Consider the following 24,658-nt stretch of genomic DNA (forward strand, 5'->3'; position numbering starts at 1 on the left):
TACGATTAGTTTAGGTTGACAGGTTAAACTTTGCTCATTAAAATTCCGCCACCCATTTACTTGTGTGCTAATTGCAGGCAAGTAATAAAGGGCGGATTTTTTTATTTTTTTCAGTAGTAATTTTAATTTCAGGAGCTATTTAAATGGCAACTATTAACCAGCTAGTGCGTAAGCCACGCCGTAGCAAGGTTACGAAAAGTAACTCAGCTGCACTAAAAGCGTGTCCGCAAAAGCGCGGTGTATGTACTCGTGTATATACAACTACACCTAAGAAACCAAACTCAGCGTTACGTAAAGTAGCTCGTGTACGTTTAACTAACGGTTTCGAAGTAACATCTTACATCGGTGGTGAAGGTCATAACCTTCAAGAGCACAGTGTAATCCTAATCCGTGGTGGTCGTGTTAAAGATTTACCAGGTGTGCGTTTTCACACTGTACGTGGTGCACTTGACTGTGCAGGCGTTAGCGACCGTCGTCAAGCTCGTTCTAAATACGGTGCAAAACGCCCTAAAGGGTAATTGTATTCCGTTAGTAAGGCCAAGCACTAAATATCATTAATTATTGTTTTGGGTGATTGACTCGAAAGAGCAAACCTGAATAAACCGGAGATACAAAATGCCTAGAAGACGCGTAATAGGTCAACGTAAAATTCTTCCAGATCCTAAGTTCGGATCGGAACTTCTTGCTAAATTCGTTAACATCGTAATGTTAGACGGCAAGAAATCTACTGCTGAAAAAATTGTTTATGGTGCGCTAGACGTGGCTGCTGAGAAATCAGGCAAGTCGCACCTAGAAATCTTTGAATCTGCACTTGATAACATCCGTCCACAAGTTGAGGTTAAATCTCGCCGTGTTGGTGGTTCAACTTATCAAGTACCAGTTGAAGTACGTCCAGTTCGTCGCAACGCATTAGGTATGCGTTGGTTAGTAGACGCTGCACGTAAGCGTGGCGAAAAATCTATGGGCTTACGTTTAGCTCAAGAAATCGTTGACGCTGCTGATAATAAAGGCACTGCGGTTAAGAAACGTGAAGACGTTCACCGTATGGCTGAAGCGAATAAAGCATTCGCTCATTACCGTTGGTAATCTGTCCTTAACCTTTAAGAGGATCATATGGCACGTACAACTCCACTTGAGCGCTACCGTAATATCGGCATAGTAGCTCACGTAGATGCAGGCAAAACCACCACAACAGAACGTGTTCTGTTCTACACAGGTCTTTCTCATAAGATCGGTGAAGTACATGATGGCGCTGCAACTATGGACTGGATGGAGCAGGAACAAGAGCGTGGTATCACAATCACTTCTGCTGCAACAACGTGTTTTTGGAAAGGGATGGACGCTCAATTTGACGCCCATCGTATCAATATTATTGATACTCCAGGACACGTAGATTTCACCATCGAAGTAGAGCGTTCTTTACGCGTACTTGATGGTGCGGTAGTTGTGCTTTGTGCTTCTTCTGGTGTACAGCCGCAAACTGAAACAGTTTGGCGTCAAGCGAACAAATACGAAGTTCCGAGAATGATCTTCGTAAATAAAATGGATCGCACGGGCGCTGACTTTTTAGCTGTTGTTAGCCAGGTGAAATCTCGTCTTGGAGCAACGCCTGTTCCAATTCAGTTGCCAGTAGGCGCTGAGGACGACTTTAAAGGTGTTATTGACCTTATAAAAATGAAAGTGATTAACTGGAACGAAGCGGACCAGGGTATGACTTTCACATATGAGGCAATACCGGCAGATCTTCTTGAGTCAGCTGAAGAATGGCGCTCTCATTTAGTTGAAAGCGCTGCTGAAGCCTCAGAAGAACTAATGGACAAATACTTAGAAGGTGAAGAGTTAAGTGAAGCAGAAATTAAAAATGCTTTACGCCAACGCACATTAGCCAATGAGATTGTTCCAGTAACTTGTGGAAGCGCATTTAAAAACAAAGGTGTTCAAGCGGTGCTTGACGGCGTTGTTGAATACATGCCTTCACCAGAACAAGTTAAACAAATCCAAGGTATCTTAGAAGATGGTACCGAAGAGGAACGTCCAGCTGATGATAAAGCGCCGTTTGCTGCACTTGCATTTAAAATTGCAACAGACCCGTTTGTTGGTACTTTAACCTTTTTCCGCGTTTACTCTGGTACTGTTAAACAGGGTGACGCGGTATACAACCCAGTTAAAAGTAAGCGTGAGCGACTTGGCCGTATCGTACAGATGCATTCAAACTCTCGTGAAGAGATCAAAGAAGTCTACGCAGGCGACATCGCGGCGGCTATTGGTCTTAAAGACGTTACAACAGGTGAGACGCTGTGTGCTCCGAATTCAATTATTACGCTTGAGCGTATGGAATTCCCAGAACCAGTTATCTCTGTTGCGGTTGAGCCTCGCACAATCGCTGACCAGGATAAGATGGGTATCGCGCTAGGTAAACTAGCGGCTGAAGATCCGTCTTTCCGCGTACAAACCGACGAAGAATCAGGCCAGACAATTATTTCTGGTATGGGTGAACTTCACCTAGATATTATCGTCGACCGTATGAAACGTGAATTCAGTGTTGAATGTAACGTTGGTAAGCCGCAGGTTTCATACCGTGAAGCTATTCGTTCAACTGTTGAAGTTGAAGGAAAGTTCATTCGTCAATCAGGTGGTCGTGGTCAATATGGTCACGTTTGGTTGAAGCTTGAACCGATGGATATTTCGGATGATGATTCTCCAATTTACGAATTCGTTAACGAAACCGTAGGTGGATCAGTTCCTAAAGAATACATCCCAGCGGTAGACAAAGGTATCCAAGAGCAAATGTCTCAAGGTGTACTGGCAGGCTATCCTTTACTTGGCGTTAAAGCGACTTTATATGATGGTTCATTCCATGATGTAGATTCGAATGAAATGGCATTTAAAATTGCAGGTTCATTAGCTATGAGAGACGGTGCGCTTAAAGCAAATCCGGTTCTTTTAGAACCACTAATGAAGGTTGAGGTAATCACTCCTGACTCAAACATGGGTGATGTAGTTGGCGACTTAAACCGTCGTCGCGGCATGATCGAAGGCATGGAAGATGCACTTGGTGGACTTAAGCAAATAAATGCGCAGGTTCCACTGTCTGAAATGTTCGGTTATGCGACTGCTTTACGTTCTGCAACTCAGGGTCGTGCTTCTTACTCTATGGAGTTTTTGAAGTACGCTGAAGCCTCAAAGCAGGTTGCAGATACAATAATTTCAGCTCGCGCTGTAATATGATTTTAGCTTGTCTGGCTCAATAGTGAGTCAGGCTTTAATTTCTTAATTAGGAATTTTTTAAGATGGCAAAAGAAAAGTTTGAACGCGTAAAACCGCACGTAAACGTTGGTACAATCGGCCACGTTGACCACGGTAAAACTACACTAACTGCAGCAATCACTAACGTACTTGCAAAAGTATACGGCGGTGTTGCTAAAGATTTCGCATCAATCGATAACGCTCCAGAAGAGCGCGAGCGTGGTATCACTATCTCAACGTCACACGTTGAGTACGACACACCAACTCGTCACTACGCACACGTAGATTGTCCTGGTCACGCCGATTATGTTAAAAACATGATCACTGGTGCTGCACAAATGGACGGCGCTATCTTAGTAGTAGCTGCAACTGACGGCCCTATGCCACAAACACGTGAGCACATCCTACTTTCTCGTCAGGTTGGCGTACCTTACATCATCGTATTCATGAACAAATGTGACATGGTTGATGACGAAGAGCTACTTGAGCTAGTAGAAATGGAAGTTCGTGAACTTCTTTCTGAGTACGATTTCCCAGGTGACGACTTACCACTAATTCAAGGTTCAGCTCTTAAAGCACTTGAAGGCGAGAAGCAATGGGAAGACAAGATTGTAGAGCTTGCAGAAGCACTAGATTCTTACATTCCAGAGCCAGAGCGTGACATCGATAAGCCATTCATCATGCCTATCGAAGACGTTTTCTCAATCCAAGGTCGTGGTACTGTTGTAACTGGTCGTGTTGAAGCGGGTATCATCAACGTGAATGACGAAGTTGAAATCGTTGGTATCAAAGAGACTACTAAGTCTACTTGTACTGGTGTTGAAATGTTCCGTAAGCTTCTTGACGAAGGTCGTGCTGGTGAGAACATTGGTGCACTATTACGTGGTACTAAGCGTGAAGACGTTGAACGTGGTCAAGTACTAGCTAAGCCTGGTTCAATCAACCCACACACTACATTCACTTCAGAAGTATACGTACTTTCTAAAGATGAAGGTGGTCGTCATACTCCATTCTTCAAAGGTTACCGTCCACAGTTCTACTTCCGTACAACTGACGTAACAGGTGACGTACAGTTACCAGAAGGCGTAGAAATGGTAATGCCTGGTGATAACATCAAGATGACAGTAACTCTAATCGCACCAATCGCGATGGATGAAGGTCTTCGTTTTGCTATCCGTGAAGGTGGCCGTACTGTAGGTGCTGGTGTTGTAGCAACTATCGTAGAGTAATAATTAACATTTAAGTTAATTAATACAAAAAAACCCGAGCTTAGTCTCGGGTTTTTTAATGCCTGTAATTTATGTCATGTGAAGGTGGCGCTCTTACCTTAGGCGTAGGTGCTTTGTAGTAACGTTCAATGAGTAATATTTAGCGTTTAAGCTTTTAATACCTGAACAAAAGTGATTAGTTTTCAGTTATGTGACCCGGATAAATATGTGATCTTTAGTGCGTTTTAAGAAACGAACTTACCTCGATTAAAAGCTCACAAAACTAGCCGCTTGATATGTGTATTTGATAAGGTAGGGTGTCACTTATTTGAGGGGTCTTCATGCTAAATAAACTAATATTTACTGCAAAAGAAGTTAGGGATAACGAGGCACTGGCAGCCAAAAATAGCGATTGTGAGTTATTTACACTCATGCAGCGCGCAGGGGAGGCTGCATTCAACGCGTGGAAAAACTTTAATGCAAAGCATACCTTAGTCGTTGTGGGTCATGGTAATAACGCTGGGGACGGTTATATTACCGCGAGACTAATTAAGCAAGCGGGTAAGCGAGTAACTTTGTGTGCCGTTAACCCTGAAAAAGCACTCACAGGAGATGCTGCAAAAGCGTTTAAATTGTGGCGTGATGAAGGCGGTGAAGTTAATGCTTATACGAGTGAGTTATTAAACCGAAGTGATTTAATTATAGATGCAATGCTAGGTACAGGAGTCACAAGCTCGGTTCGCGATAATTTTGCTAAAATTATTAATGAAATTAACGTCAGTAATAAACGTGTATTGAGTATAGATGTACCCTCAGGTATCAGCGCAGATACTGGCCAACCTTTAGGTATTGCTATACAAGCAAGTAAAACAATAACCTTTGTAGGTATCAAGCAGGGGCTTACAACGGCTACAGGTAAACAACATTGCGGGGAGTTAATATTTGACGATCTAAATATTGGAACTGCATTTCTTGAGCTCGCTTCTTCAAGCGGCACACTTATAAATATTAAGAGCTTTAAAAAGCTTGGTGCGCGTAACCTAAATAGCCATAAAGGAACTCATGGTAAACTCCTCTGTGTAGGCGGCAATGAGGGAACGGCCGGTGCAATCCGATTAACCAGTGAAGCTGCACTTAGAGCAGGAGCGGGTATGGTAAAAGTATATACGCATTCAAGTTCTGTAGTGCCTGTAAGCATTGATAGGCCAGAATTGATGGTAAGCAGTGGCAACCTACAACAAGCGCTTGAATGGGCTAGTAGTGTGGTAATAGGGCCCGGCCTTGGGAAAAATAAATGGGCACAACACACGTTTGAAGAGGTCATATATTATTGCCAAACTAATAGCATACCACTGGTTATTGATGCCGATGCCCTAAATTTATTAGCTAAACAAACCTCATCTTACACGTTAAAGCAATGCGTACTTACACCACACCCAGGAGAAGCATCAAGGCTATTAAGTGTAACGACTCAGGAGATTGAATCTAATAGATTTGAAAATGCCCGACTGTGTGCAAAGCGCTATAATGCGACTTGCGTATTAAAAGGTGCTGGCACCTTAATTGATAATGCTGAGAACACGTGGGTGTGTGAAGACGGCAATCCGGCACTGGCCGTGGGTGGTAGTGGCGATGTACTCACAGGTATTATTGGTGCTTTATTGGCTCAGGGTTTAAATATTGATGAAGCAGCGCGTTATGGTGTAACACTGCACGCTAAAGCCGGTGATATCGCCAGTGAGCGAGACGGGCAGCGGGGTATGCTCCCCTCAGATTTATTTAAAATAGTTAGAGCGTTAATAAATTAAACTTTCTAATTTTGTTGAATTAAATCCCACTTATTACCGTATAAATCCTCAAAAACAGCAACCGTTCCGTAAGGTTCATTACGAGGTTGTTCATTAAAGACAACACTGTTAGCTAACATGTTTTCATAATCACGCCAAAAGTCGTTGGTATTTAAAAATAGCCAAACACGCCCACCTGCTTGGTTACCTACAGCATCAAGTTGCTCTGGCTCTGTGGCTTGAGCGAGTAGTATATGTGTTCCATTACTGTTAGGCGGAGTGATCAAAACCCAGCGTTTACCTTCGCCTAAATTGGTGTCTTCCACTAATTCAAAGCTTAACTTTTTAGTGTAAAATTCAATAGCGTCATCATAATCTTTTACGACTAAGGCAATACTACCAATATGCTGTTTTATAGCTGACATAAATAACTCCCAGTTAGTGTTGCTGCGCATTTTTACATATCAGTGTGTGGTTTGTGTAGGGTTGTAGGATATTTGTAGGTTATATTTCTTCATCCGGCGGGTCGCCTGAGTCTTCTTTACGTTTACGCTGCTCTTGTTTAGCTTTTTGAACATTTTCGTAGGTAGGTGGCGGAATAGGCATCAATGAGATAAGCGGGAAAAACGCTAAAAATAAATATGCCCCCTTCGACATACTTTTACCCCAAGTAATCATTTTTAACAAAAGCCAAACTATTAAAAGCAGCAATGTCGAGACTAGGGTCACAAGCACCGCAAAAAAAGTAATTCCATTACTATTAAGTATGTCCATGGTGTCGCTTTTTAACTTATACGTTATTACTACTTTGGGGGTAAATTGAACAATATCAATATCAATATCAATATCAATATCAATATCAATAACAAAAGTATTAAAAAGCAAAAAACCAGCCGAAGCTGGGTTTTTATATAAGCAAGGTGCTTAAACGGTGACGATTACATCATACTGCCCACTCACACCCTAAACGACTGATAATTAATTAAAAAGTAAAAAACACAAAATGGGATACCCCACATTGTACCCCTGACTAAATTATGTTCACTTCTTTCACAACCAAAGTCAGAATATTGAATTAATTGCAATAATGCAGCTTCGATAGTGCAAGAAACTAGAAAATATTAATTACGCATTATGTACTACAATTGATATTAATACGTATACCATTTGATGTTATTAGATACTAATTAAAAATAAAAAGGTTATTATATGAAAAAATGGCTTATCAAATATATTTCTAGTCATTTGACTGCAGTTGTATTACTTCCATGTTTTCTTTTGGCTGGTGTTATTTTTTATGACGTATCTACTGCTCTAAAAAAAATGTCTGATGCAACACAAGTCGAAGCCAACGCCTTTTTAGTACATAAGGTATTAAATTTAGTTCATGAAACCCAAAAAGAACGTGGAATTTCAGCTGGATACATAGGTTCTAAAGGACAATTGTTCAAACAAGATTTAAGTAATCAGCACAAGAGTAGTGACAATAAACTGAATGAATTACGTAAAACAATTAAAGAATACGGGGCATCAAGTTCAATAGAAAAACACATCAATCAATTTGTGACATCATTTAGTGATATTCAGTCAATTAGAAGCTCTGTAACAAGCCTATCAATACCTACAGCGGAAGCCATAAAGTTTTACAGCGATATTAATAAAGATGGTTTATCAATGGTTATTGAAGCAGGTCGCTTAACGAGAGATGCTTTAATTTCAAAAGAACTGTTTTCAATTTACAGTTTTTCAAGTACTAAAGAAGCCTCGGGCATAGAGCGTGCTGTTTTATCAAATGTGCTTGCTTCTGATAATTTTACTCTTGATTTAAGAAATTTACATATCAGATTATTAACAGAGCAAGATGTTTATATTCATGAGGCATTAGATGCTTCCCCACCTGAAATGCATAATATTTTTGAACAAGCCTTAAAAGCACCTGAATTTAAACTCGTTAATAAATATAGAGACCGTGTTAAAGATAAAAACAGTGGTTTTAATATTAGTTCTACAGAATGGTTTCAAGCAGCAACCCAGCGAATAAACAAATTAAAAGAAGCCGAAGAAAGTGCACTAGTGCTTGTGGATAAAACAGCAAAAATAACCAGAGAAGAATCTATTACCTTATTAGTTGTTGAGTCATTAATATTAATTGCAGGTTTAACCATTACATTAGCATTATTTATCTCCTTAAGAGTTCGTCATCAACAATCAGACAAAATAGTGAAAGGTATAAATATTGCCGTGAAGGAACGTAACTTAACCGATCAAATTGAAGTAGTTACCTTTGATGAACTCGGCAAGGCAGCCACTAATATTAATATTCTTACACTACAGTTTGATGAAGACTTGGTTGAATTTCATCATTTATCAAACCATATTTCTCATGCAACGCATGAAACAGCGGCCGCTATCAATCAGAGCCAAAACAACCTTATTGAGCAAGAAAAAGGTATTCAAACCATTGCCTCTGCAACGGAGAAAATGAATGTTAATATTCAACACATTGCTGAATCTATGAATGATAATGCCCACGCGGCTAAGCTAGTATCTGAACAGTCGATAAAAGGTCAAGAAGTGGTTAGAGAGGCCGTTGTTGTTATTAAAACAGCTTCAGATGATATGGAAAAATCTGCTACCTCTGTAAATACGCTTAATGAACGAGTGGGCAATATTTCAGGCATGGTAGACATGATTCAAAGTATTGCAGAACAAACTAATTTGCTCGCACTTAACGCGGCTATTGAAGCGGCAAGAGCAGGTGAACAAGGAAGAGGATTCGCCGTAGTTGCAGACGAAGTGCGTAATCTTGCACAAAGAACTCAACAATCTACCCTGCAGATATCTTCACTAGTCACTGAGCTGCAGCAAAGCTCGACAGAGGCTTCTCAGGTCATTATGCATGGTAAAGAAAATGCAACTTTAGCGGCCTCAAAAGCTGAAGAAATTCAAGTTTCTTTAGGAAGCATTGTTGATTTGGCCAACCAAGTTGAAAAGGTTACGGAGTCCGTATCAGAAAATACTCGTCAACAAAGTAACGCTATTGATGACGTTAGTCGCAATATTACCGATATATTTAATACCGCGACAGAAAATGTTGCAGGGGCAGAGCAAATATCAATATCAGCATCAAAAATTGCTACTTCTGCTACAGAAATGGATAGACTAATTGCACGCTACACTATTTCTCAATAGTAAAAATAACACAAGCTAACATGCCACCGGTAGTAATAGCCAAAAAAGCCCGAATATTGCTATTCGGGCTTTCGCTTATATGGTGTTTGGACTACGAAAAATAGAGTCGAAACTCTATTTTTACATCATTCCGCCCATACCACCCATTCCGCCCATGCCACCCATATCAGGTGCACCAGCAGATTCATCTTTAGGGATTTCAGCAACCATAGCTTCGGTTGTGATCATTAGACCCGCAATAGAACCTGCAAACTGTAGTGCAGAGCGCGTTACTTTAGTTGGATCTAAGATACCCATTTCAATCATGTCGTTGTATTCGCCAGTTGCTGCATTGTAACCGTAGTTACCTTCGCCGCCTTTAACTGCGTTAATAACAACAGATGCTTCATCACCCGCGTTAGTTACGATTTGACGAAGTGGGGCTTCCATTGCACGAAGTGCAACTTTAATACCGTGGTTTTGATCTTCGTTGTCGCCAAGTAGTTCAACTAGCTTGCTAGCTGCACGTACTAGGGCAACACCACCACCCGGTACTACGCCTTCTTCAACCGCTGCACGCGTTGCATGTAATGCATCTTCAACACGGTCTTTTTTCTCTTTCATTTCAATTTCAGTCGCAGCGCCTACTTTAATTACTGCAACACCGCCGGCAAGTTTAGCCATACGCTCTTGTAGTTTTTCTTTATCGTAGTCTGATGTTGCTTCTTCAATTTGTGCTTTAATTTGAGCAACACGACCGGAAATGCCTTCTTCTTCGCCAGCACCATCGATAATAGTTGTATCGTCTTTAGTGATAACAACGCGCTTAGCTGTACCTAGGTCTTCAACCGTTGCTTTTTCAAGCTCAAGGCCAATTTCTTCTGAAATAACAGTACCGCCAGTTAATACAGCAATATCTTGTAACATTGCTTTACGACGGTCACCAAAGCCAGGTGCTTTAACCGCTGATACTTTAACAATGCCGCGCATGTTGTTCACTACTAGTGTTGCAAGTGCTTCGCCTTCAAGGTCTTCTGCGATGATAAGTAGTGGCTTGCTTGCTTTAGCAACGGCTTCAAGTGTTGGTAGTAACTCACGGATGTTAGATACTTTTTTATCTACAAGTAGAATAAATGGGTTATCTAACTCAACGGCGCCTTTTTCAGCGTTGTTGATGAAGTAAGGAGATAGGTAACCACGGTCAAACTGCATGCCTTCTACAACATCTAGTTCGTTTTCAAGTGATTGACCTTCTTCAACGGTAATAACACCTGTATTACGGCCTACTTTTTCCATTGCCTCTGCAATGATGTCGCCAATTTCTTTATCAGAGTTAGCTGAAATAGTACCTACTTGAGCGATAGCTTTAGTATCAGCACAAGGAACTGAAAGCGCTTTAAGTTCTGCAACAGCCGCAATGACTGCTTTGTCGATACCGCGCTTAAGATCCATTGGGTTCATGCCTGCAGCAACCGCTTTAAGGCCTTCATTAACAATAGATTGTGCAAGTACTGTAGCGGTAGTTGTACCATCGCCTGCTGCATCATTTGCTTTAGATGCAACTTCTTTAACCATTTGCGCGCCCATGTTTTCAAACTTGTCTTCAAGTTCGATTTCTTTTGCTACAGATACACCATCTTTGGTGATCACTGGAGAGCCAAACGATTTATCTAGTATAACGTTACGGCCTTTAGGACCTAATGTAACTTTTACTGCGTTTGCTAGGATGTTTACGCCCGTTAGCATTTTAGCGCGTGCGTCGCCTGCAAAAAGTACTTCTTTAGCTGCCATGTTTTAAATTCCTCTAAATTCTTAAATATGTGTTAAACGAAAAGTAGGCTTAGCCCACAATGCCTAAAATGTTGTCTTCACGCATGATCAGGTACTCTTGACCTTCGATCTTTTCAGTTTTCTCAACATATGAGCCAAATAACACAGTGTCACCGGCTTTTACTTCTAAAGCTCTAACGTCACCGTTATCTAAAATACGACCATTACCTACGGCTACTACTTCTCCGCGAGTTGATTTTTCAGCTGCAGAGCCAGTTAATACAATACCGCCAGCAGATTTTGTTTCTTCTTCTAGACGTTTAACGATTACGCGATCTTGTAAAGGACGAATGTTCATGTTTTTTAGTTCTCCTAACAGTTTCTGAACAATACAGAAAAAAGCTTTTCTAATTTGCATTCATTAATGGGGGTAGAGTGAAAAATTCCAAGAGAAAAAATGATAATTTTTTAATCTTTTCGTTCAAACTCACCATCAATGGTTGTTGGTTGTTCGGTTTGATGTTGGTCACGCATTGAATGTGGTTGTTGAGTATAAGGTGAAGCGCCTTGTTGCATACCCGCACTCATTCGTACAGTTGCTTGACTTGCAAGGCCTGCAGCTAATTTATTACGAATTGCAGGGGTTAATAAAAGTAAGCCAAAAACGTCTGTCATAATGCCTGGCGTTAACAGTAGTACACCGGCAATAATAACGCATATTCCCGTAAATAATTCTTTAGCAGGCATTTGGCCTTGCGCCATTTGCGTTTGCGCATTTTGTAGTGCGCCCATGCCTTGTTGCTTAACCATTTTAGCGCCTAAAACTGCAGTAATAACAACCAATGCAATAGTCGCTACACCGCCTATTACGTCGCTGACTTGAATTAACAATGCGATTTCGATAATAGGAATGATAATAAACAACACAAATAAAAATCTAAACATAATGCTCTCTAAATAGGGTACTCGTAAGAGTTGATGAAATATAAGTGAGGGTTGATAGGTCTCTTTTCAAGGTTAATGAGTAGGTAGTGTCATTTAACTGGATTTCTACACATTGGCTTACCTATCAGATACTATGAAGCTAGACATCGTTCAACAAGTAAAGGTTCATAATGAATACACAATTTAAATTAATTTTTACTACCTGTAAAAACGAAGCTGAAGCACGCATGCTTGGCAAAGCCTTGGTAGAAAAAAAGCTGGCTGCGTGTGTAAATATTTTACCCGAAATGTCTTCTATTTATATGTGGGAAGGCGAGGTGAAAGAAATGACAGAAGTTAAAATGCTAGTGAAAACCAAAACAGAGAAAATGAACGATGTGTTTTTAACGATAAAAGCGATGCATAGTTACGAAGTACCCGAAATACAAGTTATTGACATAACAACCGGAAACTTAGCCTATTTTAATTGGATGGATGAGGTATTACATTAATGCGCTTTTTGTTTTTGCTATTAGTGACATTATTAATAGCCCCTGCGAAGGCTACACCAAATAATGTGCTTAACGATTTATTAGCGCCCACGCAGCAAACCTTTTTACCGGTAACACAAGCGTTTGAGTTTGACTTTGATCAGCAAGGCCGCACCTTGTTTATTGGGTGGGATATTGCGCCTGGTTACTATTTATATAAACAAAAAATAGAAATACTCGCTAAAGACGCCAGCATTGAAGTAGGAAACTTAGGTGATGGCGAAATTATCGAAGATGAATTTTTTGGTAAAACAGAGGTGTTTTTTCAAAGCGTTAGTATTATCAGCAAACTGAGTAACGTCAATGAAGGCGCTGTAGTAAAGGTGCGTTATCAAGGCTGCGCTGAGGCTGGGCTATGCTACCCCCCAGAAGTTATCTCAATCCCATTAAGTGTTATTGCGGGCGAGCAACCGCAAAGTGCAGCAACGTCTAGTACCGCAAGTGCCTTAACCGACTCAACATCGCAACCAGATGCCGCAGCACTCAAAAAAGACCTTACTTTTACAGAGCAACTAGCTAGACAAAGTTTAGCGATTAATTTATTCGTATTTTTTGCAGTGGGGGTTGGGCTTGCTTTTACGCCGTGTGTGTTCCCGATGTTTCCTATATTGTCGAGTTTAATTGCAGGGCAAAAAAACTTATCAACTAAAAAAGCCTTTGCACTTTCGTTCATATATATACAAGGTATGGCGGTGACTTATGCGGCGCTTGGATTAGTTGTTGCAGCATTAGGTGGGCAAGTACAGGGGTATATACAGCATCCCTACGTACTTATTAGCTTTAGCTTATTATTTGTATTACTGGCTATGTCGATGTTTGGGTGGTACGAAATAAAACTCCCTAGCAGCATGATGAGTAAGCTCACGCAGGTAAGTAATAATCAAAAAGGCGGCAATTATGTTGGCGTATTTTTGATGGGGGTATTATCGGGTTTAATTGCATCCCCTTGTACCACGGCGCCGCTATCAGCTGCTTTATTATATGTTGCGCAAAGTGGTGACTACTTAGTGGGCGGCTTAACGTTGTATGTATTGAGTTTAGGGATGGGGCTACCTTTATTATTGCTTGGCACATCAGGCGGTAAATTACTGCCTAAAGCGGGTGGTTGGATGGAGCAAGTTAAAACGCTGTTTGGCTTTGTGATGTTGGTAGTTCCGCTAATATTATTAGAGCGCTTGGTCAGTGCCAACATTATATTACTTATGGCAGGTATATTGGCGTTAGCTGCTGCTTTGTACTTACACCATTGGCAAAGTAATCAGCAGCAAAGTAAATTAAAAACAGCGCTATGGTTCGCGGCCATGTTGTTGGTATTTACTGGCTTTAGCTTAGCAAAAGACTATTTTTGGCCTGTACAAATTCAAGCAAGTTCACAAAACAATGAGTTTAAACACGTTGCCAATTTAGCCGAGCTAAAAGTCGCGATTGCTGACGCAAATAAACAAGACCGACTTGTTATGGTCGACTTGTACGCCGACTGGTGTGTGGCATGTAAAGAGTTTGAACATTACACCTTTCCTGATGAAAGAGTGCAAAAAGAGTTTAGTCATTATCAGTTAATCCAAATCGATTTAACTGAAAGTGACAGTAAAACCATAGCGCTAATGGAAGAGTATGACGTATTCGGTTTACCGAGTATTTTATTTTTTAATACTCAAGGACAAGAGCTAAGTGCGTTGCGTGTGACGGGCTTTTTAAATGCTGACGATTTTGCTAAACATCTTGCTACAGTGCGTGCCAGCGCACAATAATAGTGCAATAAAGCCACTTAAGTTTACTAAGTGGCTTTGTTCTTCATACCTTTTAAAATGTACCCATAATAGTGATTGGACCAGTATTTTGCTGTTATTTACGTCGAAATCACTATAATACCCAGCTAACGTGAGAAAATGTTGCAATTTAGCTTTTTTATGCTTAGTTTAAAGTGAAAAAATAGCTGGCAATGGCTTAACTCATTACTTAGAGGGTATATCGCGTATTATGGCTGCAAAATTAAAGATTTTAGTTGTTAATGGTCCAAATTTAAACATGCTAGGAAAGCGCGAACCAGAAAAGTACGGTACGCAAACACTTAGCGAGATTATGAGCGAACTAACAGATACCGCTAATAGTCTGAATGTTGAACTTACGCACTTTCAAAGTAATGGTGAGCAAGCGCTCATAGAACGAATTCATAATGCTTGGCAAGCGGTTGATTTTATTATTATTAACCCCGCAGCATTTACGCATACAAGCGTTGCATTACGTGATGCATTGTTAAGTGTTGATATTCCGTTTTATGAGGTGCACTTGAGTAATGTGCACGCACGTGAAGCTTTTCGCCATCATTCTTATTTTTCAGATGTGGCACAAGGCGTTATATGTGGATTAGGTGCAATGGGTTACCACGCAGCATTAAATGCAGCAGTTAACCGGTCGCAAAACGCAATTTAATTTTAAAAATTAACACACTAACAAACTAACAGGCGGGTCGTGTAATGGATATTCGCAAGATAAAAAAACTGATCGAATTAGTAGAAGAATCGGGCATTGCTGAGCTAGAAATCACTGAAGGTGAAGAGTCAGTACGCATAAACCGTAATAACATGAGTGCGGGTCCAGCTTACCCACAATTTGCTCCACAACAATATGCACCAGCTCCTGCACAGCAGGCTCCAGCTCCAGCAGCACCTGTAGCAGTTGAAGCAGAAGCAGCACCTGCTGCACCAACGGGTCATCAGGTTAAATCACCTATGGTTGGCTCATTTTACTCAGCATCTTCTCCAGAAGCACCTGCTTACGTAGAAGTGGGCTCTAAAGTTAATGTAGGCGATACTTTATGTATCATTGAAGCCATGAAAATGATGAACCAAATTGAAGCTGATAAAGCGGGTACTGTACGCGCAATTTTAGCTGAAAACGGCGAGCCAATTGAATTTGACCAACCTCTATTCATCATTGACTAATAGCATAACGTAAAAGGCCAACTCTAATGTTAGATAAAGTAGTCATAGCAAACCGAGGTGAAATAGCACTTCGTATATTGCGCGCCTGCAAAGAGCTTGGGATCAAAACGGTTGCTGTTCATTCAACGGCGGATCGCGATCTTAAGCATGTATTGCTTGCAGATGAAACCATCTGTATTGGTAAGCCATCAGCAACAGAAAGTTATTTAGATATACCGCGCATTATTGCTGCGGCCGAAATAACTGATGCGGTAGCGATTCACCCAGGTTATGGTTTTCTTGCAGAAAACGCAGATTTTGCAGACCAAGTTGAGCAAAGTGGTTTTGTATTTATTGGGCCAAAAGGCGACACAATTCGCCTAATGGGCGATAAAGTATCTGCTATTGCCGCAATGCGTAAAGCCGGCGTTCCCTGTGTACCGGGTTCTGATGGTCCTGTAACAGATGATAACGAACGCAACATGCAAATTGCTAAGCGCATTGGTTATCCGGTTATTATTAAAGCCGCTGGTGGCGGTGGTGGCCGTGGTATGCGTGTAGTGCGTAATGAAGCTGAATTAGTAAATTCAATTTCGTTAACGCAGCAAGAAGCTAAACAGTTTTTTGGTAATGGTATGGTTTACATGGAGAAATACCTTGAAAACCCACGTCATATCGAAGTACAAGTACTAGCCGACGGACAAGGTAATGCGGTTCACTTAGGTGAGCGCGACTGTTCAATGCAGCGTCGTCATCAAAAGGTTGTTGAAGAGGCTCCTGCACCAGGCATAACAGCTGAAACACGCAAGTTTATTGGCGAACGCTGTACACGTGCATGTATTGAAATTGGTTACCGCGGTGCGGGCACGTTTGAGTTTTTATACGAAAACGGCGAGTTTTATTTCATTGAAATGAATACCCGTATTCAAGTTGAGCACCCAGTAACAGAAATGGTTACAGGTATCGACTTGATCAAAGAGCAGCTAAAAATAGCAGCGGGTCAGCCATTATCGTTCACGCAAGACGACGTCGTTATTCGTGGCCATGCCATTGAGTGTCGAATTAATGCTGAAGACCCTGAAACGTTTATTCCGTCACCGGGTAAAATTACACGTTTTCACCCAGCTGGTGGGTTAGGTATTCGTTGGGACAGCCATATTTATGCTGACTACACAGTACCACCGCACTATGATTCGATGATTGGCAAGCTAATTACTTACGGCGAAAACCGTGATGTGGCTATTGCCCGTGCACGCAATGCACTAAACGAATTAGTAATCGATGGGATTAAAACAAACACGCCTTTGCATAAGCGTATTCTTGCAGATGAGAATTTTCAAAATGGTGGAACTAATATTCACTACCTTGAGAAAAAGTTAGGTTTGTAATCTTCCTAAAATATAAAAACCGGCTTAGGCCGGTTTTTTTATGCCTGAAACTTCAATTTATCGCCATAAATAAATAATCTGGTATGATTAGCCAATATGCGCTTTTAAGTTAATTTTGAGGTAGTAATGACCCGTAGTTTTGAATTTCACTTAAATGATGAACTTGCAACTGTTGCAATGGGTAACCAAGTAGCAGCGATTATTGAGCAAGGTGCTGTGATTTATTTACATGGTGATTTAGGCGCTGGCAAAACAACGTTTACACGTGGTGTAGTGCAAGGCTTTGGCCATACAGGCAAAGTTAAGAGTCCAACTTATACACTGGTTGAACCTTACGAACTTGAGCGTGCGAACGTATATCACTTTGACTTGTATCGTTTAGGTGATCCAGAAGAACTCGAATTTATGGGAATACGCGATTATTTTTCACCACAGGCTATTTGTATTGTAGAGTGGCCGGAAAAGGGGGGGGAATTTATTCCTGTGCCTGATTTAGATATAACGCTAAGCTATGTAGGTGACGAGCGTAAAATTGTAATCAATAGTGCCAGTGAGCGTGGTGCAGCAATTGTCGATAAACTAAAAAACAAATAATAAAATAGTGAAGGCAGTAATTATCAAATGAATCGAGGTGTAATTAAACGATTAGTTTACCTCATGGTTTTTACCATGAGCTTTTCTTTGTGGGCACAAAACACAATAAATAGTGTACGTGTTTGGCCATCTCCTGATAGTACACGCGTCGTCTTTGATTTAGACGATAAACCTGATTTTAGTTACTTTATGCTTAAAAACCCAAGCCGATTAGTGGTCGATTTAGAAAATACCAAAGAGCTTAAAATACTACCGGGTGTACCACCTAAGCACCAGATTGTTAGCAAATTACGTTACTCAAAGCCTAAAAATAAACAAAGTGTTCGCTTAGTGTTTGAACTAAGCGAGCCTGTAAAACCGGTACTCTTTGCACTTGCGCCTACAGGGCCTTACAAAAATAGGCTTGTGGTAGATTTGTATAATAAGAGTGAACCTAAGGTGGTTCCTTCACCTGCACAAAAAGCTGCTAAAAAACGCCAACTTAGCCAAGAGCGAGATATTGTAATTGCTATTGATGCAGGGCATGGCGGTGAAGATCCTGGCTCAATAGGGCCATCTGGTACGTATGAAAAGACGATTACATTGCAAATTGCTAAACGCCTTGAGCGAATGATCGACGCGGAACAAGGCATGATTTCGCGAATGGTACGAAGCGGCGATTACTTTGTAAAACTTAATACACGTACACATCGAGCTCGTCAGAAAAAAGCAGATTTTTTTGTATCTATTCATGCTGATGCATTTACAAGCCCAGGCCCTAATGGTGCATCCGTTTGGGTTTTATCACTGCGTAGAGCCAACTCTGAAACGGCCAAATGGATAGAGGATAAGGAAAAACACTCTGAGTTACTGGGTGGTGCGGCTGATGTAATCAAAGATGCCGCTAACGAAAAATACTTAGCGCAAGCATTGCTTGATATGTCGATGGATCATTCAATGAAAACCGGCTTAAACGTTGCCGAAGAAGTGGTTAAAGAACTTCGTAAAGTTGCTAAACTTCATAAAAAAGACCCGCAGCATGCTAGTTTGTCTGTACTTAAGTCGCCTGACATTCCGTCTATTTTGGTCGAAACTGGGTTCATATCTAACCCTCGAGAAGAAAAATTACTAAAAAGCCCAAATCATCAAGAGCGGTTAGCAAAAGCGATATTCACGTCCATTAAAAATTACTATTTGAAAAATCCACCGGATGATTCGTTGTTTGCAAAACTAAAATCGCAATACCCCACCAAACATAAAGTACGTCCGGGTGAGTCTTTAAGCATGTTGGCAAATCGCTATGGGGTGAGCATTAGTAAAATAAAAAAAGTAAATAAGCTGAGCTCAAACACGCTTTTTATTGGTCAAGAGCTCGACATACCGCAAAGTTAATCACATAAATCAGCATGCAGTTTGCTAGGAAATATCATGAATATTGAAATACTACCCGCTCGTTTAGCCAACCAAATTGCCGCAGGTGAAGTGGTTGAGCGCCCAGCGTCGGTAGTAAAAGAGCTTGTTGAAAATAGCCTTGATGCAGGTGCAACGCGTATTCAAATTGATATAGAGCGTGGTGGTCATAAGCTAATTCGTATACGTGATAATGGCTCTGGCATAGGTAAAGAAGAACTCACACTGGCGCTTTCCCGTCATGCAACAAGCAAGCTAAAATCACTTGATGATTTAGAAAACATTTGCTCACTTGGCTTTAGAGGCGAGGCGTTGGCCTCAATTAGCTCAGTATCGCGATTAACACTCAGCTCCAAACCTAAAACTCAAGACGCTGCGTGGCAAGCATTTGCAGAGGGTCGTGATATGGCTGTGCAAGTTAAGCCGATTGCTCACCCCGATGGCACTACGATTGAGGTGAAAGATTTATTTTTTAATACCCCTGCACGGCGTAAATTTTTACGTACCGAAAAAACAGAGTTTACCCATATAGATGAGCTTATTAAGCGCATAGCGCTGAGCCGGTTTGATGTATCGATTACGTTGACCCATAACGAAAAAGTAGTTAGGCAATACCGTGCAAAAACAGATCCCGCTCAAGCAATAACGCGTGTTGCACAAGTTGCAGGTAAAGCGTTTGCAGAGCAAGGACTCCATATCCAATCTGGAGAAGCTGGTTTACAACTGCATGGCTGGGTTTTACCGGTTGGCTCAGCTAATACGACGCAGTACACGTACGTAAATAACCGTATGATGCGCGATAAGCTAATATTACACGCTATTCGTCAGGCGTTTGAAGAAGTGAGTGGGGTACAAGAGTTGCCTGGGTTTGTGATTTATATTGATATTGACCCACGCCAAGTTGATGTAAATGTGCACCCAGCAAAACACGAGGTACGCTTTCACCAAGGCCGTTTAGTTCACGACTTTATATTGCAAGCTATTAAGCAAGTTGTAGTGCCATTACAAGGTGAGTTTAACAATGAAGCAGTAATGACAACGGATGAGCATTTTCCTCCCTTTATTCATGCTGTGCATTCGTCAACATTTAAAGACGAAGCCAGAGGCAATTTCGACTATCCTAAGTCTCAGTTACAACCAAGTTACTCAGCTAGTTCGGGCTCATCAGGTGCTCCTGGGGCTAAAAATAGTGGTGGTGAGTACAGGGCTCCATCCAGTGCAAACCATCAAGACGTGAATGCGTTTTATCAGGGAGTGAGTGAACAACACGCAGCACACTTTGATGCGGTGGCGCAAACCACTCAGCAAGATTCATTAGCACCTAAGCAAAGTACTATGAATAGGGTGTCTATTATTAGCCTGAATGATGGAAATTGCGTTTTTGGTGCCCAGCAGCAACTTTATTGCTCACATTTTAAATACGTCTTGGTTGATGATTGGCATGAACAAATTAAGGAGCTGGGGAGCCTTGAAGGTAAAGCATTGTTATTGCCTGTACGGGTTAATTTATCAAAAGAGGATTGTTTACTAATAGAAGCACAGCAATCGTGGTTCACGCTGTTAGGCTTTGAATTAGTAATTGAAAAGCAATTTGTTATGGTTAAAAAGTTGCCTTCATGCTTGTATTTACTTGATGTAAGTAATGCCGTTGACGAACTGCTCAGTGCATGTAAAAAATCGCTTGAAAACATAGAGAGCTGGTTAAAATGGCAGGCTGAATGTATACCGCCGCGCTTTTATGCAAGCAATGTATTTATAACTCAACAAATGCGCTTACAAAATAATCCGCAAACTATTGAACGCTTGCGTGAAAAAGCAGTTAAAATAGAGCTAAGTCAGTATTTAGCGCAATTAAATTAGGGTGTTCGTGTTGAGTCAATTACCAGTTATATTTTTAATGGGTCCCACTGCTGCAGGTAAAACAGCATTGGCTATTTCTTTGTGTGAACACTTAAATACAGAGATAATCAGCGTCGATTCAGCATTAGTGTATAAAGGTATGGATATTGGCACCGCAAAACCTGACGCAGAAGAATTAGCTCGCGCCCCACATCATCTTATTGATCTGCTTGACCCGAGTGAAACGTATTCTGTTGCAGATTTTAGACGCGATGCTATAAAAAAAATTGATGAATTTCATCAACAAGGTAAAGTACCTGTATTAGTTGGAGGTACAATGTTGTACTTCAAAGCACTTATAGATGGTTTATCGCCTTTACCTGAGGCAAACCCGGCTATCAGGGCTCAACTTGAGTCAGAGGCTAGTGAGTTTGGCTGGCCACATTTGTACCAAGAACTAGTAAAGATAGATCCACAAGCGGCACAAAAAATGAGTGAAAACGACTCGCAAAGAATTAACCGTGCGCTAGAGGTATATCGATTAACCGGTAAAACAATGACTGAACTGCAAAAGCAAAAGCAGCCGCCTTTACCGTATACTTTTCATCAATTTGCCATTGCGCCGCAAGAGCGAAGTGAATTACACCAGCGAATTGAAGAAAGGTTTAAAATAATGATAGATCAGGGGTTTGAAAATGAAGTTTCGGCCTTATATCTACGTAAAGATTTACACCACAATATGCCTTCTATTCGTTGTGTGGGCTATAGACAGATGTGGGATTACCTTGCGGGTGAAGTAAGTCATGATGAAATGGTATTTCGAGGTATTGCAGCAACTCGGCAATTGGCTAAGCGTCAATTGACCTGGTTGAGAAGTTGGCCTGATGTTACATGGTTAACAACCGACGATGAAGAAAACTTGCATCATGTAGTAAGTTCGCTAAGCTAGTAGTAGTTGGATATGATTTAGCTTTATTAAATGAGTTCAGCCACTTAATTATAATAACACCTAGAACGAAGGAAGAATAACATGGCAAAAGGCCAATCGTTACAAGACCCATTTTTGAATGCACTACGTCGTGAGCGCATTCCGGTATCAATCTTTTTGGTTAATGGCATAAAATTACAAGGTAAAATCCAGTCATTTGATCAATTTGTTATTTTACTTGAAAATACGGTAAACCAAATGGTTTACAAACACGCAATTTCAACAGTTGTACCTGCTCGCGCAGTCAACTTCCAAGGTGTTCAAGGGAGCGATGACACTGAAGAACCAGAAGCTGGAAACTTTTAATTAGGAGCGTAATGCTTGTTTGACCGCTATGAATCCGGCGAACAGGCAATTTTAGTTCATATCGACTTACCTAAAGAAGGGGATCGTGAAGATCTTCATGAATTAGAAATGTTGGTATCTTCTGCTGGTGTTAGTAGTTTGGCGGTTGTGCAAGGCAGCCGTCAAGCACCACATCCGAAACTATTCGTCGGTACCGGTAAAGCAGAAGAAATAGCTGAGATTGTCAAAATCCACAATGCAGATGTCGTTATTTTTAATCATCAACTCAGACCGTCACAAGAACGCAATTTAGAGCGTGTTTGTCAGTGTCGTGTGCTTGATAGAACGACCCTTATTCTTGATATTTTTGCTCAGCGTGCACGTACCCATGAGGGTAAACTGCAGGTTGAATTGGCACAACTTCGTCACATGTCTACTCGGCTGATCCGAGGTTGGACCCACCTTGAACGTCAAAAGGGCGGTATTGGTTTACGTGGACCAGGTGAAACTCAACTAGAAACAGATAGACGTTTATTACGTGTACGTATTCAAAGTATTCGAGCGCGATTACAAAAAGTGGCTGTTCAACGTGAGCAAGGCAGACGTGCGCGTAATCGTAATGAAATTCCAACGGTATCGTTAGTTGGTTACACCAATGCGGGCAAATCTACATTATTTAATCGTATAACAGACTCTGAGGTATATGCTGCCGACCAGCTTTTCGCGACGCTTGATCCAACTTTACGTAAACTTGAGTTGGGTGATGTTGGCCAAGTGATTTTAGCTGATACTGTGGGCTTTATTCGTCATTTACCTCATGATTTAGTGGCTGCATTTAAAGCTACATTAACCGAAACACGTGAAGCCGATTTACAGCTACATGTAATAGATGCTGCTGATTCGCGAATTAAAGAAAATATTGAGCAAGTGCAATCGGTGCTTAAAGAGATTGAAGCCGATGACGTCCCGCAGCTATTGATTTATAATAAAATTGATGCGCTTGATAATGTTGCTCCGCGTATTGATCGAGATAGTGAAGGCCAACCTATAAGAGTATGGTTGTCTGCACAAACAGGTGAAGGGTGTGAATTACTAAGCGAAGCCATTAGTGAGTTACTTGCTAAAAAAATGTTTAGTGAAACGCTTTTATTAACCCCTTTATACGGGCGTTTAAGGGCTTCACTGTTTAGCTTAAATGCGGTGCATGAAGAGCGATTTGATGAACAAGGTAATTGGCTGCTAGATGTTAGGATGCCAATGGTTGAATGGAATCGCTTAATTAAAGAATTTGGTCCTGAAATTGTTGGTTTTATCAACTAAGACTAAAAATTGACGTTTAAATGTCGGTTTTTGTATGAGAAACGCGGTAGATTTGATAGATTTAACACAATTTCCTAATTTATTTAGATAACAATGGAGTATAGCTATGGCCTGGAATGAACCGGGTAATAATGGCAATGACAAAGATCCGTGGAACAATAAAGGCGGACGTGATCAAGGCCCACCTGATTTAGACGAGGTGTTCCGCAAGTTTAGTAACAAGTTCGGCGGCTTATTTGGCGGTAAAAAATCCGGCAATGGAAGCGGTGGCGGACTTGGCGGAGCCGGTATTTCATTTATCCTCATTATCGCTGCTATTGTGTGGGCGTTAAGTGGTATTTACACGGTTAAAGAAGCCGAACGTGGTGTTGTTTTACAATTTGGTAAGTATGACCGAATTGCTGAACCAGGCCTGCGTTGGAAAATGACATTTATTGAAACGGTTATCCCAGTTGATATTGAAGCCGTTCGTTCACTGTCGGCGTCTGGTTTTATGCTTACTGAAGATGAAAACGTGGTAAGCGTTGAGTTTCAGGTGCAATACCGTGTTATTGACCCATACCTTTACAAGTTTAGCGTAACGAATGCTGATAGCAGCTTAGAAGAAGCGTTAGATAGTGCACTGCGTTATGTTGTTGGTCATGCAAAAATGGACCAAGTTTTAACCAACGGCCGTGAAGTGGTGCGTCAAAATACATGGGATGAGCTTAACAAGGTAATCGAACCATACAATCTTGGTTTAATTGTTACTGATGTTAACTTTAAAGATTCTCGTCCACCAACTGAAGTTAAAGATGCGTTTGATGATGCGATTGCAGCACAAGAAGATGAAGAACGTTTCATCCGTGAAGCAGAAGCATATGCGCGTGAAATTGAACCGCGTGCACGTGGTCAAGTAACACGTATGACGCAAGAAGCTGAAGGTTACCAAGAGCGCATTACATTAGAAGCACAAGGTGAGGTTGCTCGTTTTGAGAAACTATTACCGGAGTATCTAGCGGCTAAAGAAGTAACCCGCGAACGCTTATACATTGATGCAATGGAAGAAGTGTTAGGCAGTAGTTCAAAGGTGTTAGTTGATGTGAAGGGTGGTAATAACATGATGTACTTACCTCTTGATAAAATCATGGAAAAGCAAGGCACAGCAACACGTGTTGCACTACCAAGCTCAAGTGACATTCAAGACTTAAGAAACAAAGTAAATACATCTCGTAATAGCACCGTTAATAGCAGCAATGACCGCTTTAACAACGATCGCTTTAACTAGGGGAGAT

23 protein-coding genes are annotated in these 24,658 nt (G+C 41.1%); 18 read left to right on the forward strand and 5 right to left on the reverse strand.

Annotated features, from left to right (window positions below; genetic code table 11):
- Window positions 1–143: 143 nt before the first annotated feature.
- From rpsL to AC27I2_RS05535, 5 genes are all read left to right on the forward strand, one after another.
- Entirely contained in the window at window positions 144–518 is a 375-nt protein-coding gene (gene rpsL, locus AC27I2_RS05515; RefSeq protein WP_002958885.1) for a 30S ribosomal protein S12, read from the forward strand.
- A gap of 97 nt (window positions 519–615) precedes the next feature.
- Window positions 616–1,086, forward strand: coding sequence for a 30S ribosomal protein S7 (gene rpsG, locus AC27I2_RS05520; protein ID WP_004588211.1), 471 nt, complete (start codon window positions 616–618; stop codon window positions 1,084–1,086).
- A 27-nt stretch (window positions 1,087–1,113) separates the two neighbouring features.
- The gene (fusA, locus tag AC27I2_RS05525) at window positions 1,114–3,228 is read left to right on the forward strand and encodes an elongation factor G (RefSeq protein ID WP_006791258.1); all 2,115 of its coding nucleotides are present in this window, start codon (window positions 1,114–1,116) and stop codon (window positions 3,226–3,228) included.
- Between the two features lie 62 nt (window positions 3,229–3,290).
- Complete coding sequence (gene tuf, locus AC27I2_RS05530; protein WP_006791257.1) at window positions 3,291–4,475, forward strand: elongation factor Tu; 1,185 nt, start codon at window positions 3,291–3,293, stop codon at window positions 4,473–4,475.
- Window positions 4,476–4,795: 320 nt separating this feature from the next.
- Window positions 4,796–6,262 carry an NAD(P)H-hydrate dehydratase gene (locus tag AC27I2_RS05535; RefSeq protein ID WP_487203678.1) on the forward strand — a complete coding sequence of 489 codons (1,467 nt, stop codon included), beginning with the start codon at window positions 4,796–4,798 and terminating at the stop codon, window positions 6,260–6,262.
- Window positions 6,263–6,267: 5 nt separating this feature from the next.
- Here the strand turns inward: AC27I2_RS05535 and AC27I2_RS05540 are convergent, their stop codons facing one another.
- Window positions 6,268–6,666, reverse strand: coding sequence for a VOC family protein (locus tag AC27I2_RS05540; RefSeq protein WP_487203679.1), 399 nt, complete (start codon window positions 6,664–6,666; stop codon window positions 6,268–6,270).
- Window positions 6,667–6,745: 79 nt separating this feature from the next.
- On the reverse strand, window positions 6,746–7,126 hold the full coding sequence (locus tag AC27I2_RS05545; RefSeq protein WP_487203680.1) for a hypothetical protein: 381 nt from the start codon (window positions 7,124–7,126) through the stop codon (window positions 6,746–6,748).
- A gap of 324 nt (window positions 7,127–7,450) precedes the next feature.
- On the opposite strand from AC27I2_RS05545, the gene AC27I2_RS05550 reads away from it, so the two are divergent.
- Complete coding sequence (locus AC27I2_RS05550) at window positions 7,451–9,433, forward strand: methyl-accepting chemotaxis protein (RefSeq protein ID WP_487203681.1); 1,983 nt, start codon at window positions 7,451–7,453, stop codon at window positions 9,431–9,433.
- 120 nt (window positions 9,434–9,553) lie between these two features.
- Here AC27I2_RS05550 and groL read toward each other — a convergent pair whose 3' ends face one another.
- The 3 genes from groL to AC27I2_RS05565 all read right to left on the reverse strand — a co-directional run bounded on the left by groL (window position 9,554) and on the right by AC27I2_RS05565 (window position 12,127).
- Window positions 9,554–11,203, reverse strand: coding sequence for a chaperonin GroEL (gene groL / locus AC27I2_RS05555; protein WP_487203682.1), 1,650 nt, complete (start codon window positions 11,201–11,203; stop codon window positions 9,554–9,556).
- 49 nt (window positions 11,204–11,252) lie between these two features.
- On the reverse strand, window positions 11,253–11,540 hold the full coding sequence (locus AC27I2_RS05560; RefSeq protein ID WP_006791252.1) for a co-chaperone GroES: 288 nt from the start codon (window positions 11,538–11,540) through the stop codon (window positions 11,253–11,255).
- 110 nt (window positions 11,541–11,650) lie between these two features.
- Window positions 11,651–12,127, reverse strand: a complete 477-nt coding sequence (locus AC27I2_RS05565; protein ID WP_058403830.1) for an FxsA family protein — start codon at window positions 12,125–12,127, stop codon at window positions 11,651–11,653.
- 170 nt (window positions 12,128–12,297) lie between these two features.
- Between AC27I2_RS05565 and cutA the strand changes: the two genes are divergently transcribed.
- From cutA to hflK, 12 genes are all read left to right on the forward strand, one after another.
- The gene (gene cutA, locus AC27I2_RS05570; protein WP_058403829.1) at window positions 12,298–12,618 is read left to right on the forward strand and encodes a divalent-cation tolerance protein CutA; all 321 of its coding nucleotides are present in this window, start codon (window positions 12,298–12,300) and stop codon (window positions 12,616–12,618) included.
- On the forward strand, window positions 12,618–14,408 hold the full coding sequence (locus AC27I2_RS05575) for a protein-disulfide reductase DsbD (RefSeq protein WP_487203683.1): 1,791 nt from the start codon (window positions 12,618–12,620) through the stop codon (window positions 14,406–14,408). Before cutA ends, AC27I2_RS05575 begins: the two co-directional genes overlap by 1 nt.
- 229 nt (window positions 14,409–14,637) lie before the next feature.
- Complete coding sequence (gene aroQ / locus AC27I2_RS05580) at window positions 14,638–15,090, forward strand: type II 3-dehydroquinate dehydratase (protein ID WP_058403827.1); 453 nt, start codon at window positions 14,638–14,640, stop codon at window positions 15,088–15,090.
- A 44-nt stretch (window positions 15,091–15,134) separates the two neighbouring features.
- Window positions 15,135–15,602: an acetyl-CoA carboxylase biotin carboxyl carrier protein gene (gene accB, locus AC27I2_RS05585; protein WP_008128370.1), complete on the forward strand. Its 468-nt coding sequence runs from the start codon at window positions 15,135–15,137 to the stop codon at window positions 15,600–15,602.
- A 26-nt stretch (window positions 15,603–15,628) separates the two neighbouring features.
- A complete protein-coding gene (gene accC, locus AC27I2_RS05590) occupies window positions 15,629–16,969 on the forward strand; it encodes an acetyl-CoA carboxylase biotin carboxylase subunit (RefSeq protein ID WP_058403826.1) in 1,341 nt (446 codons plus the stop codon).
- A 126-nt stretch (window positions 16,970–17,095) separates the two neighbouring features.
- Window positions 17,096–17,563 (forward strand): tRNA (adenosine(37)-N6)-threonylcarbamoyltransferase complex ATPase subunit type 1 TsaE, encoded by a 468-nt coding sequence (tsaE, locus tag AC27I2_RS05595; protein WP_487203684.1) that lies wholly within the window; start codon window positions 17,096–17,098, stop codon window positions 17,561–17,563.
- A 27-nt stretch (window positions 17,564–17,590) separates the two neighbouring features.
- Window positions 17,591–18,934, forward strand: a complete 1,344-nt coding sequence (locus AC27I2_RS05600; RefSeq protein ID WP_487203685.1) for an N-acetylmuramoyl-L-alanine amidase — start codon at window positions 17,591–17,593, stop codon at window positions 18,932–18,934.
- Window positions 18,935–18,970: 36 nt separating this feature from the next.
- Window positions 18,971–20,812: a DNA mismatch repair endonuclease MutL gene (gene mutL / locus AC27I2_RS05605; RefSeq protein WP_487203686.1), complete on the forward strand. Its 1,842-nt coding sequence runs from the start codon at window positions 18,971–18,973 to the stop codon at window positions 20,810–20,812.
- A gap of 10 nt (window positions 20,813–20,822) precedes the next feature.
- The gene (miaA, locus tag AC27I2_RS05610) at window positions 20,823–21,740 is read left to right on the forward strand and encodes a tRNA (adenosine(37)-N6)-dimethylallyltransferase MiaA (protein WP_487203687.1); all 918 of its coding nucleotides are present in this window, start codon (window positions 20,823–20,825) and stop codon (window positions 21,738–21,740) included.
- Between the two features lie 81 nt (window positions 21,741–21,821).
- Complete coding sequence (hfq, locus tag AC27I2_RS05615) at window positions 21,822–22,085, forward strand: RNA chaperone Hfq (protein ID WP_006791241.1); 264 nt, start codon at window positions 21,822–21,824, stop codon at window positions 22,083–22,085.
- 15 nt (window positions 22,086–22,100) lie between these two features.
- Window positions 22,101–23,384: a ribosome rescue GTPase HflX gene (gene hflX / locus AC27I2_RS05620; protein WP_006791240.1), complete on the forward strand. Its 1,284-nt coding sequence runs from the start codon at window positions 22,101–22,103 to the stop codon at window positions 23,382–23,384.
- Window positions 23,385–23,490: 106 nt separating this feature from the next.
- Window positions 23,491–24,651 carry an FtsH protease activity modulator HflK gene (gene hflK / locus AC27I2_RS05625; protein WP_138530678.1) on the forward strand — a complete coding sequence of 387 codons (1,161 nt, stop codon included), beginning with the start codon at window positions 23,491–23,493 and terminating at the stop codon, window positions 24,649–24,651.
- The last annotated feature ends 7 nt before the right edge of the window (window positions 24,652–24,658 follow it).

It is taken from the genome of Pseudoalteromonas sp. NH0006-46 (assembly GCF_057547735.1).